Source organism: Pseudomonas laurentiana (assembly GCF_014648275.1).
Taxonomy (GTDB): Bacteria; Pseudomonadota; Gammaproteobacteria; order Pseudomonadales; family Pseudomonadaceae; genus Aquipseudomonas; species Aquipseudomonas laurentiana.
This window is the reverse complement of record NZ_BMQU01000004.1, coordinates 140,704-156,372: the sequence shown is the minus strand read 5'-3', so window position 1 is coordinate 156,372 and position 15,669 is coordinate 140,704. Positions and strand designations below refer to the sequence as shown.

At 59.7% G+C, this 15,669-nt stretch carries 16 protein-coding genes and 1 pseudogene; 9 read left to right on the top strand and 8 right to left on the bottom strand.

Translation table 11 applies throughout. The annotated features are described in order from the left end of the window. Positions 1–27: 27 nt before the first annotated feature. The 3 genes and pseudogenes from IE038_RS25215 to IE038_RS06080 all read right to left on the bottom strand — a co-directional run. Positions 28–259: pseudogene (locus tag IE038_RS25215) on the bottom strand (HlyD family secretion protein); the annotation flags it as partial. Continuing rightward, positions 256–1,017 (bottom strand): efflux RND transporter periplasmic adaptor subunit, encoded by a 762-nt coding sequence (locus IE038_RS06085; RefSeq protein WP_163938510.1) that lies wholly within the window; start codon positions 1,015–1,017, stop codon positions 256–258. The gene IE038_RS06085 and the pseudogene IE038_RS25215, both read right to left, overlap by 4 nt. A 401-nt stretch (positions 1,018–1,418) precedes the next feature. Then, the gene (locus IE038_RS06080; RefSeq protein ID WP_163938507.1) at positions 1,419–1,712 is read right to left on the bottom strand and encodes a DUF3077 domain-containing protein; all 294 of its coding nucleotides are present in this window, start codon (positions 1,710–1,712) and stop codon (positions 1,419–1,421) included. Positions 1,713–2,411: 699 nt separating this feature from the next. On the opposite strand from IE038_RS06080, the gene IE038_RS06075 reads away from it, so the two are divergent. From IE038_RS06075 to IE038_RS06060, 4 genes are all read left to right on the top strand, one after another. Beyond that, entirely contained in the window at positions 2,412–3,407 is a 996-nt protein-coding gene (locus IE038_RS06075; protein WP_189395312.1) for a tetratricopeptide repeat protein, read from the top strand. Positions 3,408–3,634: 227 nt separating this feature from the next. Further along, positions 3,635–4,636, top strand: a complete 1,002-nt coding sequence (gene dusA / locus IE038_RS06070; RefSeq protein ID WP_189395311.1) for a tRNA dihydrouridine(20/20a) synthase DusA — start codon at positions 3,635–3,637, stop codon at positions 4,634–4,636. Positions 4,637–4,760: 124 nt separating this feature from the next. Next, positions 4,761–5,687, top strand: a complete 927-nt coding sequence (gene tal / locus IE038_RS06065; protein ID WP_189395310.1) for a transaldolase — start codon at positions 4,761–4,763, stop codon at positions 5,685–5,687. Between the two features lie 93 nt (positions 5,688–5,780). After that, positions 5,781–7,700, top strand: coding sequence for an alkaline phosphatase D family protein (locus IE038_RS06060; protein WP_163938432.1), 1,920 nt, complete (start codon positions 5,781–5,783; stop codon positions 7,698–7,700). A 45-nt stretch (positions 7,701–7,745) separates the two neighbouring features. On the opposite strand, the gene rssC is transcribed toward IE038_RS06060, so the two are convergent. Together rssC and rssB are read right to left on the bottom strand one after the other, a co-directional pair. Then, positions 7,746–8,228 carry an anti-sigma factor antagonist RssC gene (gene rssC / locus IE038_RS06055; RefSeq protein ID WP_065758484.1) on the bottom strand — a complete coding sequence of 161 codons (483 nt, stop codon included), beginning with the start codon at positions 8,226–8,228 and terminating at the stop codon, positions 7,746–7,748. After that, on the bottom strand, positions 8,225–9,409 hold the full coding sequence (gene rssB, locus IE038_RS06050; protein WP_189395349.1) for a two-component system response regulator RssB: 1,185 nt from the start codon (positions 9,407–9,409) through the stop codon (positions 8,225–8,227). The genes rssC and rssB overlap by 4 nt, the downstream gene beginning before the upstream one ends. 270 nt (positions 9,410–9,679) lie before the next feature. Here rssB and IE038_RS06045 point away from each other — a divergent pair, with 270 nt between their 5' ends. Next, on the top strand, positions 9,680–9,979 hold the full coding sequence (locus IE038_RS06045) for a PilZ domain-containing protein (protein ID WP_163938435.1): 300 nt from the start codon (positions 9,680–9,682) through the stop codon (positions 9,977–9,979). A gap of 132 nt (positions 9,980–10,111) precedes the next feature. On the opposite strand, the gene IE038_RS06040 is transcribed toward IE038_RS06045, so the two are convergent. Then, a complete protein-coding gene (locus IE038_RS06040) occupies positions 10,112–10,816 on the bottom strand; it encodes an MlaA family lipoprotein (RefSeq protein WP_163938438.1) in 705 nt (234 codons plus the stop codon). A gap of 193 nt (positions 10,817–11,009) precedes the next feature. Here IE038_RS06040 and pcrP point away from each other — a divergent pair, with 193 nt between their 5' ends. After that, the gene (pcrP, locus tag IE038_RS06035) at positions 11,010–11,594 is read left to right on the top strand and encodes an HAD superfamily inactivated hydrolase PcrP (protein ID WP_163938445.1); all 585 of its coding nucleotides are present in this window, start codon (positions 11,010–11,012) and stop codon (positions 11,592–11,594) included. Between the two features lie 122 nt (positions 11,595–11,716). Beyond that, positions 11,717–11,980, top strand: coding sequence for a DUF4404 family protein (locus tag IE038_RS06030; protein ID WP_163938441.1), 264 nt, complete (start codon positions 11,717–11,719; stop codon positions 11,978–11,980). A gap of 40 nt (positions 11,981–12,020) precedes the next feature. Here the strand turns inward: IE038_RS06030 and queF are convergent, their stop codons facing one another. Both queF and IE038_RS06020 read right to left on the bottom strand, forming a co-directional pair. Continuing rightward, complete coding sequence (queF, locus tag IE038_RS06025) at positions 12,021–12,851, bottom strand: NADPH-dependent 7-cyano-7-deazaguanine reductase QueF (protein ID WP_189395309.1); 831 nt, start codon at positions 12,849–12,851, stop codon at positions 12,021–12,023. A gap of 68 nt (positions 12,852–12,919) precedes the next feature. Beyond that, complete coding sequence (locus IE038_RS06020) at positions 12,920–13,444, bottom strand: cupredoxin domain-containing protein (protein WP_163939062.1); 525 nt, start codon at positions 13,442–13,444, stop codon at positions 12,920–12,922. Between the two features lie 154 nt (positions 13,445–13,598). Here IE038_RS06020 and IE038_RS06015 point away from each other — a divergent pair, with 154 nt between their 5' ends. Next, positions 13,599–14,279 carry a heavy metal response regulator transcription factor gene (locus tag IE038_RS06015; protein WP_163939064.1) on the top strand — a complete coding sequence of 227 codons (681 nt, stop codon included), beginning with the start codon at positions 13,599–13,601 and terminating at the stop codon, positions 14,277–14,279. Next, the gene (locus tag IE038_RS06010) at positions 14,279–15,628 is read left to right on the top strand and encodes a heavy metal sensor histidine kinase (RefSeq protein ID WP_189395308.1); all 1,350 of its coding nucleotides are present in this window, start codon (positions 14,279–14,281) and stop codon (positions 15,626–15,628) included. The genes IE038_RS06015 and IE038_RS06010 overlap by 1 nt, the downstream gene beginning before the upstream one ends. Positions 15,629–15,669 lie beyond the last annotated feature (41 nt).

Sequence of the window (15,669 nt, the reverse complement as noted above, 5' to 3'; positions counted from 1 at the left end):
CACCCGCGGCAAGGCGCGAGGCAATGCGCTCTATGAACACCACGAACGGGGCGTTCGGCTCGACCGCGCTGATACCGGTGAGCGCACGGACCTTGCCCGTAATCAGCAAGGCCGCATGACGGAAGCCGAACAGCGCCTGGCTGTCGTTGACCATACTGAACGACAACACCTCTACGGAAGCGGCAGACCGCGCCTGACGCTCCAGCTTCAGGTAATGCGCCAGCAGTTGTTCAAGAGCGCCGGGGACGGGAGCGTTCATTGTGGCTCCGCGAAATGCGCCGTGCCGCTCATACCGGCCAGCAGGCCCTGGGTATTCGCCGGGACACTGCCGATCAGCAGCAGCGTCTGGCTGCCCTCGTCGATCCGCGCACCGAGACGCTTGACCACCGCATTGATCGGCGTACCGGTTTCATCGGGAACAAAACTGAACGCCTGGTCGGGTTTGAGCTTGCCGAGCCAGCGCGACGGCACCAACAGATGAATTTCCAGCGAGCGGTTGTCGACGATTTCCAGCAGCGGCGTACCGCTAGCGACGCTTTCGTGGGCCTGGACGCGGCGCACCACGACCTGCCCATCGAACGGCGCCTTCACCTGGCAGCGCTGGACCTGCACCTGATACACCTGCGATTCGGCTTGGGCCTGGGCCTGGCGCGCCTCGGCCAAGGCCACTTCAAAGCGGCCAACCGAGTTGAGCGCCGCCAGTTGCTGCTTGTTGCGCAACTCTTCACGGGCGGCGCGGACCGCGGCACCAGAGGCATTCGCCTGCGCCTGGTAGGCACTGCAGTCGAAGCGCACAAGTACATCACCCTTGCTGAACGACTGGCCTTCAGCGAAGGGGATGTCGGTGACGCGGCCGGCTAGCTCGCTGGCCAACACGGCCTGGAAACGAGCCCGCAGCACGCCCCGGACCTCGCTGGCAGTGGACGTGGCGTCATTGAGCAACGGATCACTTTCGGTCGCAGCCAGCGCCACGCCACTGATCAGGGTAAATAACGCGCACCACGCAACCTGCTTCATCTCGCTACGTCCTTGTAAGATGTTGAATATTTCAGTTTGAGTATCGGCTGAGTTGCGCCGAACCCGACACCGCTGGTCAGCAGCGGTGATTTCCGGCCCAATTGGCAGCACGGGGCAACAGGAACAGTGTCTGGGCCAGGGAAAATACGAGAAGCACGTCACAAAACCGGCATTCACCAGAGTGGCCGGATGCTATCAACCTTTTCTCAAACGAGGAAGTAAGCCGACCATCGGCTCACGAAAATCAGCCCAGAACCCCGCATTCTCTGTAGCAGCAGGCTTGCCTGCGATAGCATCGGCGCGGTCTCAGCTCGTGCGCGGCGCCTGCATCGTTGGCAAGCCAACATCCCACAGGGTCGGCGCAGAGCCCTGCGAGGCAAACGCCGGGCGCTGTCTTTGGCTTAAGCCTCGTCGCAGCCCTCGATCAACGCATCAACAACCGCCTTTGCGCTGCTCAAGGTATGCCGAAGCAGCCAGGCGGCATTGCCCTGTAGCGGCACCTCTCCCATCGCCGCGTCATACAGCACGCCCTGCATCGTACCGAGCAATTCCGACACACTCTCCAGCGCATCGGGCATGGCGACACCGGGCACGACGGCGAACAACTTGCCCTGCTTCGCTGCGTCGCCAGTGCCATGAAACAACGCACCTGAGGCCGTAGTAATGACGAGCCTCTGCCGCTCGCCGGGCGTCATTGGGCACCGCCTTGCATGGCAGGCGGGCAAGCGTTGGGCATAGTGGTGCAGGGATGGGTTTTAGCTGGATTTGGAGTGGACACAGGTAAGGCTCCTTCTGCGGTAGAGGAGCTGCCACGATCCTTCCTACGGGATTGGGTGGCAGCTGTGCACGGGGTAGGAATACCGGGGCAAAAGGGACCCGGCCAGGCCGAAGCCTGCCCGCACACAGCCGCCATAGCACTGCGCTGCCGACGAAAACGCCTGCAGTCAGGTATGTGGACTGTTGCACCTTTTGCTCATCGGGTTCCTACGCCCGGCCACGGGATTGACCGTGACTTTCGCTGACTCGTCAGCGACGGGCGAACCATACCGAGCCTGACCGCAGGCTGCAACCCGGTTTACAGCACGGGTTCTGCACACCTCGCCATGACCGCACATGCTGCACAAGGGATGGTGCAGCGTGACAAAGAGCATTCAGGTCGCTACAGAAAAATACTACAAAGCATTAAGCAATAAACCTACAGCAGACTGTGAAATTCCTGACGCGAAGTGCGGAAACTGACGAATGCCGAGGTGAGTACACTGTGTAAAAATCGGAAACTTTCATACAAGCCAGAACCCCCAGCACTTGCTAGTAGTACCTCCAGACAACTCAATCACTCAACGACACACTAAAAACCAACCAACAATAAGACCAACACCGACTTGGGATATCACTTGAAAAACCACAACCTCCTATTGCTAATCACAGCAACGCTGCTCACAGGCTGCTCAACAGCACCAGATGAGCCCGACCTGAGCAGCACACTCCCCACTCTATCGCTACAAACATTACTCCCTACCGCAGCACCTAACGATTACTGCAACAGCACGATGGATAGCGACATCCTCTATGGAACCGGCCAATTCTTATACGACGCCAAAATATATGCACTAGCCGAAAGCTGCCTTATTATGGCCGCACCCAAACACAAAAGAGCACTTTGCTATTTATCTAGCATGGCCGAGCAAGACCAATCAAAACCCGAAAACGAAAGAAATACTAAAGCTTTCAACTACATGGCTTACTCCGCATCAAAAAATGATTCATGCGCAGCGTACGGCATGTACCAGACCTATCTATACGGCCAACGCGGCCAAGAGCGTGATGAAACACTAGCACTGCGATGGCTAGAACGTTCGGCCAAGCTTGGAGACCCCGAGGCACAAAGAACACTAGCCTTTCGTTACGAAGAAAAAGGTGATTTGGCCGCGAGTTACGCCTGGACAAAAATATTCAACAACAATGCAGACACTACAGACTTTCTAAAAAGCCTTATGACCCCCAAACAAATTTCAGCGGGCGAAAAACTATACAGCACACTCGAAAAAACGGTCACCAGCAAAAAATCTGTACTTGAACAAGGCCTGAAAAACGAAGCAATGATATTTTCGGCAGATATTTACAGAGCAGCTCCAAGCACATTCAATGGCGTGAACACTGAAGAACGCCAAAACTTTGTAAAAACAACAATCGCCACCGCGCGCGAACATGCAAAATTAAAATCACGGGGCAGCGTCGTCAACTACATTATCGTCGCCTGGCACGCCAAGCAAAAACTTCCAGCCACGAAAATTCTGGACAACGAAGAGGTAGTTAAAAAACTAAACAACATCGATCAAGGCATCGACGACACAGTATCTCAAGTACTGGATATTTTAGAAAAAGCCTAGCCACATGCTTACACACTGTGTGCTTTGTTATAAATGCAAGGCACACAGCGTAACGCGCCAACAACCGCCTTGGCGCTATTCAACGCATGCCGACGCAGCCAGGCAGCCAGGCCTAGCAGCTCAGAGCTTCCTGCTCAGACCGTCCTTGCGCAGCCGAAACCACCCTTTTCCTGATAAACTCCACGACAGCCGCAATCGCCCCAATCGTACCTCTGCAGACGCTCCCAATGCCCTCGAACACCGCCAAAACCATTACACCAGAGCCTTCTCGGCGCTTTTCTGTTGCGCCGATGATGGACTGGACTGACCGCCACTGCCGTTTCTTCCTCCGGCTGCTGTCCCAAAACGCCCTGCTCTACACCGAGATGGTCACCACCGGTGCATTGCTGCACGGTGATGCGGAACGTTTTCTGCGCCATGACGAGGCCGAGTACCCGCTGGCATTGCAACTCGGCGGCAGTGTTCCGGCTGACCTGGCGGCCTGTGCACGTCTGGCTCAGGGCGCGGGCTATGACGAGGTGAACCTGAACGTCGGCTGCCCGAGCGACCGGGTGCAGAACAATATGATCGGCGCCTGCCTGATGGGCCATCCGGCGTTGGTCGCCGATTGCGTGAAGGCGATGATCGATGCCGTGGATATTCCGGTGACGGTCAAACACCGGATTGGCATCAATGGCCGCGACAGTTATGCCGAGCTGTGCGATTTCGTCGGCCAGGTACGTGAGGCCGGCTGCCGCAGTTTCACGGTACATGCCCGCATCGCGATTCTCGAAGGCCTGTCGCCCAAGGAGAACCGCGAGATACCCCCCCTGCGCTATGACGTGGCTGCGCAATTGAAGCAGGACTTCCCAGACCTGGAGCTTATCCTCAACGGCGGCATCAAGACGCTGGAGGAGTGCAAGGCGCACTTGCAGACCTTCGACGGGGTGATGCTGGGCCGCGAGGCGTATCACAACCCTTACCTGTTGGCCGAAGTTGATCAACAGCTGTTCGGCAGTACGGCTGCAGTGATTTCGCGCAGTGAAGCGCTGGCCAAGCTGCGCCCGTACATCGCGGCACACCTTGCGTCGGGCGGGGCGATGCACCATGTCACCCGGCATGTTCTCGGCCTCGGCCAGGGCTTCCCGGGGGCGCGCAAGTTTCGTCAGTTGCTGTCGGTGGACATTCACAAGACGCAAGATCCACTGGGCTTGCTCGATCAGGCCAGCCAACTTTTGCAAGGACGTTAAGCCCGGAACCTGTGCGCGCTTTACGACTCGAAAGGTTATCGACCTCCTGCCTGCCAGCACGGCCCTTGAGCGGCTGGCGGGCCTCGGGTAATGTCGTATGAATCGCACAGGACAGAGCACGCTCATGACTTCCAAGCTGGACCAACTCAAGCAGTTCACTACCGTGGTTGCCGACACCGGCGATATTGATGCAATCAGCCGCCTCAAGCCCGTCGATGCCACCACCAACCCATCGCTGCTGCTCAAGGCCGCGGCGATGCCCGGTTACGCTGAACTGCTCGACCAGGCAGTGCGTAACAGCAAAGGGGACCTGGGGCTGGCCTGCGATGCCTTCGCGGTGGCCGTCGGCAGCGGTATCCTGAAAGTCATTCCGGGGCGTATTTCCACCGAAGTGGATGCACGCCTGTCATTCGATGAGCCAGCCCTGCTGAGCAAGGCGCGCCAACTGATCGAACTGTACGACAAGGCCGGCGTTGGCCGTGACCGCGTGCTGATCAAGCTGGCGTCGACCTGGGAAGGTATTCGCGCTGCCGAGAAGCTTGAGCGCGAAGGCATCCAGACCAACCTGACCCTGCTGTTCTCGTTCGCCCAGGCTGTGGCCTGTGCCGATGCCGGAGTGTTCCTGATCTCGCCATTCGTGGGCCGGATCTATGACTGGTACAAGAAGTCGACCGGCAAGGAATATGCTGGCGCGGAGGACCCGGGCGTGCAGTCGGTCACGCGCATTTACAACTACTACAAGGCCAACGGCTATGACACCGTGGTCATGGGCGCCAGCTTCCGCAACATCGGCCAGATCGAGCAACTGGCTGGTTGCGACCGCCTGACCATCAGCCCTGAGCTGCTGCAGCAACTGACCGACGACCAAGGCGCTCTGGTGCGCAAACTCAGCCCGGGCCAGGCTGGTGAGCCGCGCCAGCACCTGAGCGAGAGCCAGTACCGCTGGGCCATGAACGAAGATGCCATGGGTACCGAAAAGCTGGCCGAAGGTATCCGTCAGTTCGCCCGCGACCAGGAAAAGCTCGAAGCCCTGCTGGCTGCAAAAGCCTGAGGCAATGCCCCGTCGAAGCAGGCTCGCCTGCTTCGACACCTTCCCCGCGCATGCCTCCCCCCCTGAGCTGACCTGAGTTGACCTGAGTTTCCGATGCCCGAAAACCCTACCTTGCCGCTGGTACTGGCCGGCCCGCTGCTACGCCGCCTGGAACCTTCACGGTTGGTGATGTGGCTGGTCGCCTCACAGCCGCTACAGCCTGATCTGTTGCTGTACTACACGGGCACCATCCCGGTTGAGCTGCCCCTGGAGGGTCAACGCTGCCGCATTGTGCCGATTGGCCAGCATGCCTTTGTGCACTTGATCGACGTGAAGCTGGACACCCCGTTACCCGTCGATGAAACGATCGGCTATGACCTGATCATTCACAGCGCCAGCGAGCCGCAGCGTATCGCCGACTGGGCACCGCACCTGCTGTATGACGGCAAGCAACGGCCTGATTTCGTCGTGCGCGCACAACTGGATAACGTGCTGCATGGCTCTTGCCGCAAACCACACTTCGACGCAGCAGACGGCCTGCTCTGCGCCGACAGGCTGCTGGCCGCAACGCACAGTGCGCAGGCACGCCCGGCACTGCTGATGATGAGCGGCGATCAGATCTATGCCGACGATGTTGCCGGGCCCATGCTGCGTGCGATCCATGCCTTGATCACCCGCCTGGGCTTGTTCGAGGAGCGCCTGGAGGGCGCAGTGGTCGAGGACAGTACGGCACTGTATGAGCACCCCGCCAGTTACTACCATCGCGCCGACCTGCTGCCGGAAATCAAGAGCAACGAAACCCTGCGCGAGCGTTTTTTCGGCGGTGCCAGCAAACCTATTTTCACGAGCAGCAACGCCGACAATCACTTGGTCACCTTCGCCGAAGTCATGGCCATGTACCTGCTGGTGTGGTCACCCGTCTGCTGGACGCTGATCGACCCGCAACCGCCAGCACTGACACCTGAGCGCCAACAGCGCTACGACGATGAGCAGGCCCGGATCCGTGAGTTCGTCGCAGGCCTTGGCCAGGTTGCCCGCGTGCTGGCGCACCTGCCGAGCCTGATGATCTTCGACGACCATGACATCACCGACGACTGGAACCTGTCGGCGCAGTGGGAGGAAAGTGCCTATGGCCACCCCTTCTCCCGGCGCATCATCGGCAATGCGCTGATCGGCTATCTGCTGTGCCAGGGCTGGGGCAACAACCCGGATGCGTTCAATCAGATAATGGAAGGCTATCAGGGCCTGGCCAACAGCGCCGACAGCGACCGTTACCTGGCCAGCCCACAACAGGACGCACTGATCGGTGAGTTGCTGCGCTTCCAGAATTGGCACTATGCACTGCCCAGCACCCCTGCCCTGGTGGTACTCGACACCCGTACCCGCCGCTGGCGCAGCGAGCGCAACCTCAAGCGCCCATCAGGACTGCTTGACTGGGAAGCCCTGAGCGAACTGCAACAGGTCCTGCTCGACCACCCCTCGGTGATTATCGTCTCGCCGGCACCGATCTTCGGGGTCAAACTGATCGAGACGGTTCAGCGGGTGTTCAGTTGGTTGGGCTATCCACTGCTGGTGGATGCCGAGAACTGGATGGCTCATCGGGGTGCGGCGCAGGTGATCCTGAATATTTTCCGCCACTCGCGCACACCCGGGCATTACGTGATCCTGTCAGGCGATGTGCACTACTCATTTGTCTACGAAGTGCTGATTCGCCAGCGCCAGCGCAGCCCGCATCTCTGGCAGATCACCAGCAGCGGTATCAAAAACCAATTCCCACGACGCCTGCTGGAGATCTTCGATCGCCTCAATCGCTGGCTGTATTCGCCACGCTCACCCCTGAACTGGCTGACCAAGCGTCGACGCATGGAAGTCATTCCTCGCACGCCAGCCCACAGCAAGGCCGGCGAGCGACTGTGGAACAGCGCGGGCCTGGGTCAAGTGTTCTTCAATGCGCAGGGGCAACCGGAGCGGATTTTCCAGCTCAATGCCGACGGCTCGCCGCCCACCGAGTTTCCTCGCGGGCAACGCCATTAGTCAGGGAAGTTACCAGGGTGCGCAGAAACGCGCCCCTGGGCACGATCAGGTGCGCTCGAGGGCGTTGACCAGGTCGTGAAAGGCTTCGCGGTTGGAGTCGTTCAGGCCCATGAGGATCTTGTGCGCCTCAAGCACCTTGGCCCGTACCACGTCCTCGCTCTGATCCTGAGACGGCAGGTCGGTGAGGCATTCCGGGCACGGGATCGGCCGGTCGACGATGTTGAACACCTGATCGAAACCCATCGACTGCAACAGCCGGGTGATGTCGGCGTGGGTAGTGACCACGGTCGGCAACAGCCCAACCTTCTGCCGCGAGAGAATCGACAGCTTGGCCAGCAGGCCCAGCGTGGTGCTGTCGATGCTTTGGGTTTCGGTCAAATCGATCACGATCGCCGAGAAATTCAGCGCGGTGAAGATTTTTTCAATAGTCGCATCCAACGCCGAACACAGGGTAAGGCGTACTTCACCGACGAACTTCAGGACGAAGGTGCCATTCTGCTCGGCGAACTGGATTCTACCAGTACTCATTGAAGGTTCCTGCTCAACACCAATAGGGCGATATCATCCGGCATCTCCCCAAGCGTAGCCAATCCGAATCGTTGCCGCAGCCCATCCAGGCTGCCGCCTGCTGCCTTGACGATTTCCGGCAAGGCAGCTTCTTTATCTTTGAGTGTACTGCCAGGCAAAAGATCCAGAATGCCATCAGACAGCAGCGTAAGGCTGAATGCCGGTGGCAACTCCATGACCAGATCCTGGTAAGTGGCTTCCTCGAACAACCCCACTGGTAGCCCACGGCCTTCCAGGTAACGGCTTTGGCCAGGGGTATACAAGACTGGCAATGGCAAGTGCCCGCCAATGCTGTACGTCAAAAGACCGGTGTCTTCATCGATCACGCCACCTACCATAGTGACATGTTTACCCAGCTTGCAGTTGATCAAGCCTCGGTTGATGTGCCCTAGCACTTCCGATGGCTTGAAGTCACGCAGGGTGCCACTGCGCTTGAACTCGAACAACAGGCGCGTGGTCATGAACTTGAGCAGCACCGTGACGAAGGCGGACGACGCCCCATGGCCGGAAACATCCGCCAGGTAAAAGGCAATCCGACGCTCATCGACACGGAAGTAATCGGCAAAATCGCCCGAAAGGTAGAGCGACGGAATGATCTGGTGCTCGAATGAAAAGTCGCCAGCCACCCAAGGGCTTTCCGGCAGCATGTTCATCTGTACCTGACGACCCGCGGTCTGGTCTTCCTGCAACAAGTGCAGGCTGGCTTCCAGTTCACGGTTGGCCGCTTCAAGCTTCTCCCGGTAGCGCTGGTTTTCCAGTACCAACTGCGCACGGTCCAGCGCTCGACGCACCGAGTGCTCAAGTACTGCAAGGTCTTCCAGGGGCTTGATCAGGTAATCGGCAGCACCCAGTCGCAGCGCTTCGACGGCGTCATTCATGACCCCGGCGCCAGACACCACAATGACCGGCAGATCAGGCGTGCGCTCAGTGACCTGGCGAATCAACTCCAGGCCACCCATCTGCGGCATGCGCAGGTCGCAAATCACGAGATCGGGCTGGTTCTGCTCGAAGACTTGAAGGCCCTGCTGGCCATTACTCGCTTGCAGGACATTGAAACCGCTGTCTTCGAGGTAGGCGGCGAGACTGGCACGTACTACGTCGTCATCGTCGATTATCAGCAGCGTTGCACTGGTTTTCTGCATGTGGGCAAACGGCGCCAGAAATAGGTTGGGGTAGGCGGCTCGGTCGGGCCGGAGCGCACTTACTGGATTCACTTCTAGCCTCTCTTCTATGAGTTGTAGGACAAGATGACCTGCCCATCAAATTTCAGAGGTGCCCTGTAAGGCGCAGACGGTACTCCCATCTGCCGGGTGTTTCAAGCTCACGCCGATGGTCGCTGATGCTCTTTACAGCGCAAAGAGCCGGGAGTTATAAAAACGCCTTTGACCGCAACCCAATGGAAGGATGCAGGCATGAGTCGAATCCATGCAGACTACAGTGAAAAGCGCGATTTCATTCGAATGAGAGTGGACAAGGATGTCAGCATTATCCACGCCGATCAGGTCATTGCCGCTGTGTGTCTGGATCTTTCCAGCAGCGGCCTGCAGGTACAGGCACCTCGCTCGTTCAAGGTCGGTGACGCGCTTGAGGTGCGTATCGACTCTGACCACCCTGCCCTCAAGGGGCTGGAGGCCAGCACCCGGGTCGTGTGGATTGCCGACCAGGCCGAAGGCCAGCAGAAACTGGGCCTGCGCATCATCGAAATGCACTGAGCAACACCCATGAAACACGTCGGTGCCTGCTACTGAGCCCTGACCATACCCTCGCAGGCAAGCCAGCCCCCCACGGGAGCGGGTCTTGCCAGCGAAACCAGCGCCTGGGCCAGCTTCTCGCGGTTCTGTGGATCAGAAGTCGTCTTCGACCTGCCCATCCTTGACCTTGAACTCACGGTTTTGCAGGTAGGCGTTGCGGATGAAGGTGTACTTGTCGCCACGAATCATCTTCTCGGCCGACAACAGACTGGCACGGGTGTCCACTACATCGACGCCAATGCTGGAGTTACGGGTCGGGATATGGTCCATGTAACGGTAGGGGGCGGTGTAGGTGTCCGGGTACTTGGAAATGGCATCACGGACGTTGCTTGGGCCGAGGAACGGCAGCACGACGTAGGGCCCGCTGCTCACACCCCAGTAACCCAGGGTCTGGCCGAAGTCTTCGTCGTTACGCTCCAGGCCCATCTTGGTACCCACATCGAAGAAGCCGGCAATACCAAAGGTGGTGTTGACGATAAGCCGTGCTGTGTCCACGCCGGCAGCACGAGGCTTGAGCTGCAGGACATCGTTGGCCAGGTTGCCGACATCGCCGATGTTGCGAAACATGTTGTGGATGCCGTCTTCCAGGAACTGCGGAGTAACGGCCTGGTAGCCTTGCGCCAGAGGCTTGAGCGCATAGGTGTCGATCGTATCGTTGAAGCGGAAGATGGGACGGTTAATGCTCTCCCATGGGTCTTCCTCGGTTGCTGCCTGAGCCGCCAGAGGCCCCAGCAGTAGCCCGGCACAGACGCAGACACGGGTCATCCGATCAATCAAGCCTGTACCAATCCTGTGCATACACTCACTCCTCGACAATCACAAAGCGCCATAGCGCCTTAAACTCAAAAATGAGACCAGTATAAAGGGTCTACCTTAGATTAGTCAGCGCGACATGACAGGCATCCACAAAATGCAATCACTGCACCGTTTGATTGTCATCTGGCTGTCACCCACTGAGCGTAGCGTGCAAGGTTATTTCAGGGACGATGCCATGCCCCAATCACCTGCTTTAACCGCACTGTTGTTCGGTCTACGCGGCTGTCTGGTTGACTTTGGCGCGCGTAACAACAGCGTGGACCCTTCGCCGCAACTGACGCCAGGCGCGCACCAGGCATTGGAGCGTCTGCACAAACAGGCCGTGCCCTGCGGCTGGATCGACGAAACGCCCAGTACAGCGACCGAGCAATTGAGTCGCTCCCTGCCCGATTGGCTACGACCCTACACCAGCACCTACAGCACACCGTGGCCGGCACCGGACGCCTGCTGGCAAACGTTGATGGCGCTGAAGGTCAACCAGCTGGACGGCTGCGTACTGGTCAGCGGGGAGCCCAGGTTGCTGCAGTCAGGGCTCAACGCCGGCCTCTGGACCATCGGACTGGCCGCATGCGGCTCACTGTGCGGTTTGAGCAGCAGCCAGTGGCACGCCTTGGGCCCGCAAGAGCAGGCGCAAAAACGCGGCAAAGCGACACTGCAGCTCTATGCCCTGGGTGTGCATTCGGTCATCGACCATCTGGAAGCACTCGACGAGTGCCTGACCGATATAGGACAACGCCGACTCAAGGGTGAAAAACCCTGACACCCTACCGTTGATCCGGGTCATGCAAAGCAACGCCGGGTGGATTACCCTGTCAGACATGGCATGGACCTTCGCTGCCCGCGGTGGTTCATGGCTGTGCCTATTCATAAAGGGAGAACATCATGCCTGCCCGCGAACTGCAACAGCAAATCGATACCCTGCGCGAGCAACTGGAGCAAAATCCACCGCTCTCATTGGAAGAGCGTGAGAACCTGCAACAACTGATGCAGCAAATCGAAGCCGAGCTCAAACTGGAGGCCGCCTCCCCTGATAACAACCTGGTAGACGGCGTGAACCTGGCGGTCGAACGCTTCGAAGTCGACCACCCCGGCCTGACAGCCACCTTGCGCAACATCGTTCAGAGCCTGCAAAGCATGGGCATCTGAGTGCCGAAGCCAGCACCTGCAACCCCGCAGGCGCTGGCGCTTACTGGCGCACCAAGCGTGAATTGCCCAGGCTGACCGCTTCGGTACTGCGGTAGGGGTTGATGTCCAGCCCGCCACGGCGCACGTAACGTGCATACACCGTCAGCGTCTCAGGGTTGAGCAGGCGCTTGAGGTCGAGGTAGATCCGCTCTACACACTGCTCGTGGAAGTCTGCATGCTGACGGAAGCTGATCAGGTAGGCGAGCAGGCTGGCAGGATCCAGCACCGGGCCACGGTAATGCACGGTTACGCTGCCCCAGTCCGGCTGACCGGTGACCGGGCAGTTGGATTTGAGCAAATGGCTGTGCAGGGTTTCCTCGACCTGCCGCCCGGTATCGCAGCGCAGCAGTTCTGGCTGAGGATGCTCATACTGGCTGATGCTGACGTCCAGGTCATCGATGCAGACACCTGGCAGCGCCGCAACACCCTCCCCTTCGACCTCAGACAAGGTCCGAACGCGCACACCGACCGGCTTGCCGGCGGCTGCCGAAAGGTCTTTTTCCAGGCAAGCCTGCAGCGCCTGCACCGAGGCGAACACCGTCTGGTTCAGTGAGTTGAGGTAGAGCTTGAACGACTTCGACTCGATGATGTTCGGCGAATCAGCTGGAATCGCAAATTCACCGATGGCCACTACCGGCTTGCCTGAGGGCAGTAACCAAGACAGCTCGAAGCAGTTCCAGTAGTCGACACCCTGCCAAGGCAAGGTGTCGGCGCCGACCCCCAACTCAGCCCACTTCGCCGCACGCGGGATCGGGAACAACAGGGACGGGGTATAGGTTGCAATGTATTCGCTGGACTTGCCCAGCGGGGAATGTTCGGCGGCGGGGTGCATGGCTCAAACCTGAAGGACGAAATACGCCTAGTTTATCGGGTTTGTGCCATGCGTTGGGCAATCACCTGTCACTGCGCGATGGTTAGCTTGCCCACCATGCCAGCCTGGTAATGGCCCGGAACGTTGCAGGCAAACTCGATCGGGGTCGACTGGGTGAAGGTCCAGGTCAGCTCCGCAGTCTTGCCGGGTGCGACCATCACCACATTGGCGTCGTCATGCGACATGCCACCCCCGTGCATCATCCCGTCATGATTCATCCCCATGTGGCTCATGTTGCCATGGTCCATTTTTGCGTGGTCCATACCACCCGGCATGGCGAGCATTTCCTGTTGATGCCGCGCATGCATGGCCGCATCGCCGAGGTTGAACTCGTGCGGCAACTGGCCCTTGTTGGTCAGCACGAAACGTACAGTCTCGCCAGCTTTGACCTGCAGCGCACGCGGGGCAAAGTACATGTCGCCAAGCTCCACCTCAACGGTACGGGTCGCCTGGCCTGCGGTGGCGGGATGACCAAAGGCAAACGGTTGTGCCGGCGAAGCAAACAAGGGCAGGCTGAACAGCGCCAGGGCGCCAGCAAGGATAAAACGTGACATGGTCGGTTTACTCCGGGGTTGTCTCGATATGGCAGCCACTGTAACGAGGTGCCGCTGGCAACCAGCTGACGATAAGATTACAACTTTGTCAGCTTTGCCTTTTGCCATTCACACCACGGTATAACGCCCTGCCCACCTTTAACACGAGCGCCCCATGAAACTGCTGATCGTCGAAGACCAGGCCAAGACCGGCCAATACCTGTGCCAGGGCTTGAGTGAAGCCGGGTTCAGCGCAGAGCTGGCCACCGATGGCAATACGGGCCAGCACCTGGCGCTGACGGGCGATTACGCGCTGTTGATCCTCGATGTCATGCTGCCGGGCCGCGATGGCTGGCAGATCCTGCAGGCGGTGCGCGCTGCCGGGCTGGATACCCCGGTGCTGTTCCTGACAGCGCGCGATGCCGTGGAAGACCGCGTGCATGGCCTGGAACTGGGTGCCGACGACTATCTGGTCAAGCCGTTCGCCTTCTCCGAACTGCTGGCGCGGGTGCGCACGCTGCTGCGTCGCGGCGGCAGCCCAACACAAGAAACCCTGCTGGGCGTGGCAGACCTGAGCCTCGACCTGATCCGCCGCCGGGTGGAGCGCGCCGGGCAACGCATCGACCTGACCGCCAAGGAGTTCTCCCTGCTTGAACTGCTGCTGCGTCGCCAAGGCGAAGTACTGCCAAAATCACTGATCGCGTCGCAGGTGTGGGACATGAACTTTGAAAGTGACACCAACGTGATCGAGGTCGCTATCCGCCGCCTGCGCCTCAAAGTCGACGATGCACACGACAACAAGCTTATCCATACCGTGCGCGGCATGGGCTACGTCCTCGAAGAGCGGACAGCCTGATGCGCCGTCTTTCGCTCGGCAACCGCCTGGCGCTGCTGTTTGCGGCTTGCACGGCGGTGGTTTCGCTGTTGGCTGGCGTGCTGTTCAGCCGCGCCAGCGAATCCCATTTCATCGAACTGGACCAGCAATTGCTCAGCGGGCGCCTATCGCTGATGCGCCAGCTACTTGAGGGCGTGCATGACCGTACAAGCCTGAACACACGGCTGCCTGCGCTACAGGCGGAACTCAGCCATCAGGCCGACCTGGCCGTGCGCATCCGCGGCAACGACGGGCGCCTGTGGTTCGATAGCCAGCCCGGCCTGCCGGACTCACCGATGACTCCTGGCCTGAACACCCTGACGAGCGACGGCGCCGATTATCGCAGCCTGAGCGAAGCCCTCGGCGGCGAAGGCACGCCCAACCTGACACTGTTCCTCGACATCACCCATCACCAGCACTTCCTGCAACGCATGCAACGGCTGATCTGGCTGACCGTTGGCCTCTCGGCACTGGCCACCGCCCTGCTCGGCGCCTGGGCCGCACGCAGCGGGCTGCGCCCCCTACGGCAGATGGGTGAGGTGGCTGCCGGGGTCTCGGCACGTTCGCTGACCACCCGCCTGCCAGTGGCACAGATGCCGGTTGAACTTGCAGACCTGGCGAACACCGTCAACGCCATGCTTGAGCGGCTGGATGACGCTTTCCAGCGCCTCTCGGCATTCTCTTCCGACATCGCCCATGAGCTGCGTACGCCGCTGTCCAACCTGCTGACCCACACGCAGGTCACCCTGACCCGGCCGCGCAGCCTGGAGGAGTACCGCGAGGCCCTGCACGGCAACCTTGAAGAACTGCAATGGATGGCTCAGCTGGTCAACGACATGCTCTACCTGGCCAAAGCCGATAACGGCCTGCTAATGCCTAGCCGCCAGCCGCTGGCACTGGAAGACGAGGTTGGCGCACTGCTGGAGTACTACGCACCATTGGCCGAGGACGCTCAGGTACGTTTGAGCCATGCTGGCCAGGCGCAACTGGAAGGCGATCGCCACATGTTGCGTCGGGCACTGTCCAACCTGCTGGACAATGCCTTGCGGTTCACCCCGGCTGGCGGCGAGATCCGCCTGAAAATTGAACGACAGGATAGTGGCGTGAGACTGGAAGTGGCCAACAGCGGCGAGCCGATTGACCCAGCGCTCATACCGCGCCTGTTCGACCGTTTCTACCGCGCCGACCCGGCCCGCCACGAAGGAAACAGTGAGCATGCGGGACTGGGCCTGGCGATCACCCAGTCCATCATCAAGGCGCACGGCGGAACGATTCATGGCGAATCGGCGCAGGGCTGGACGCGTTTCGTGATTGAGCTGCCGACCGCATAGGCAAGCCTGCCGCCACAGGGCCACAGTTCAGCGTGTGGCAG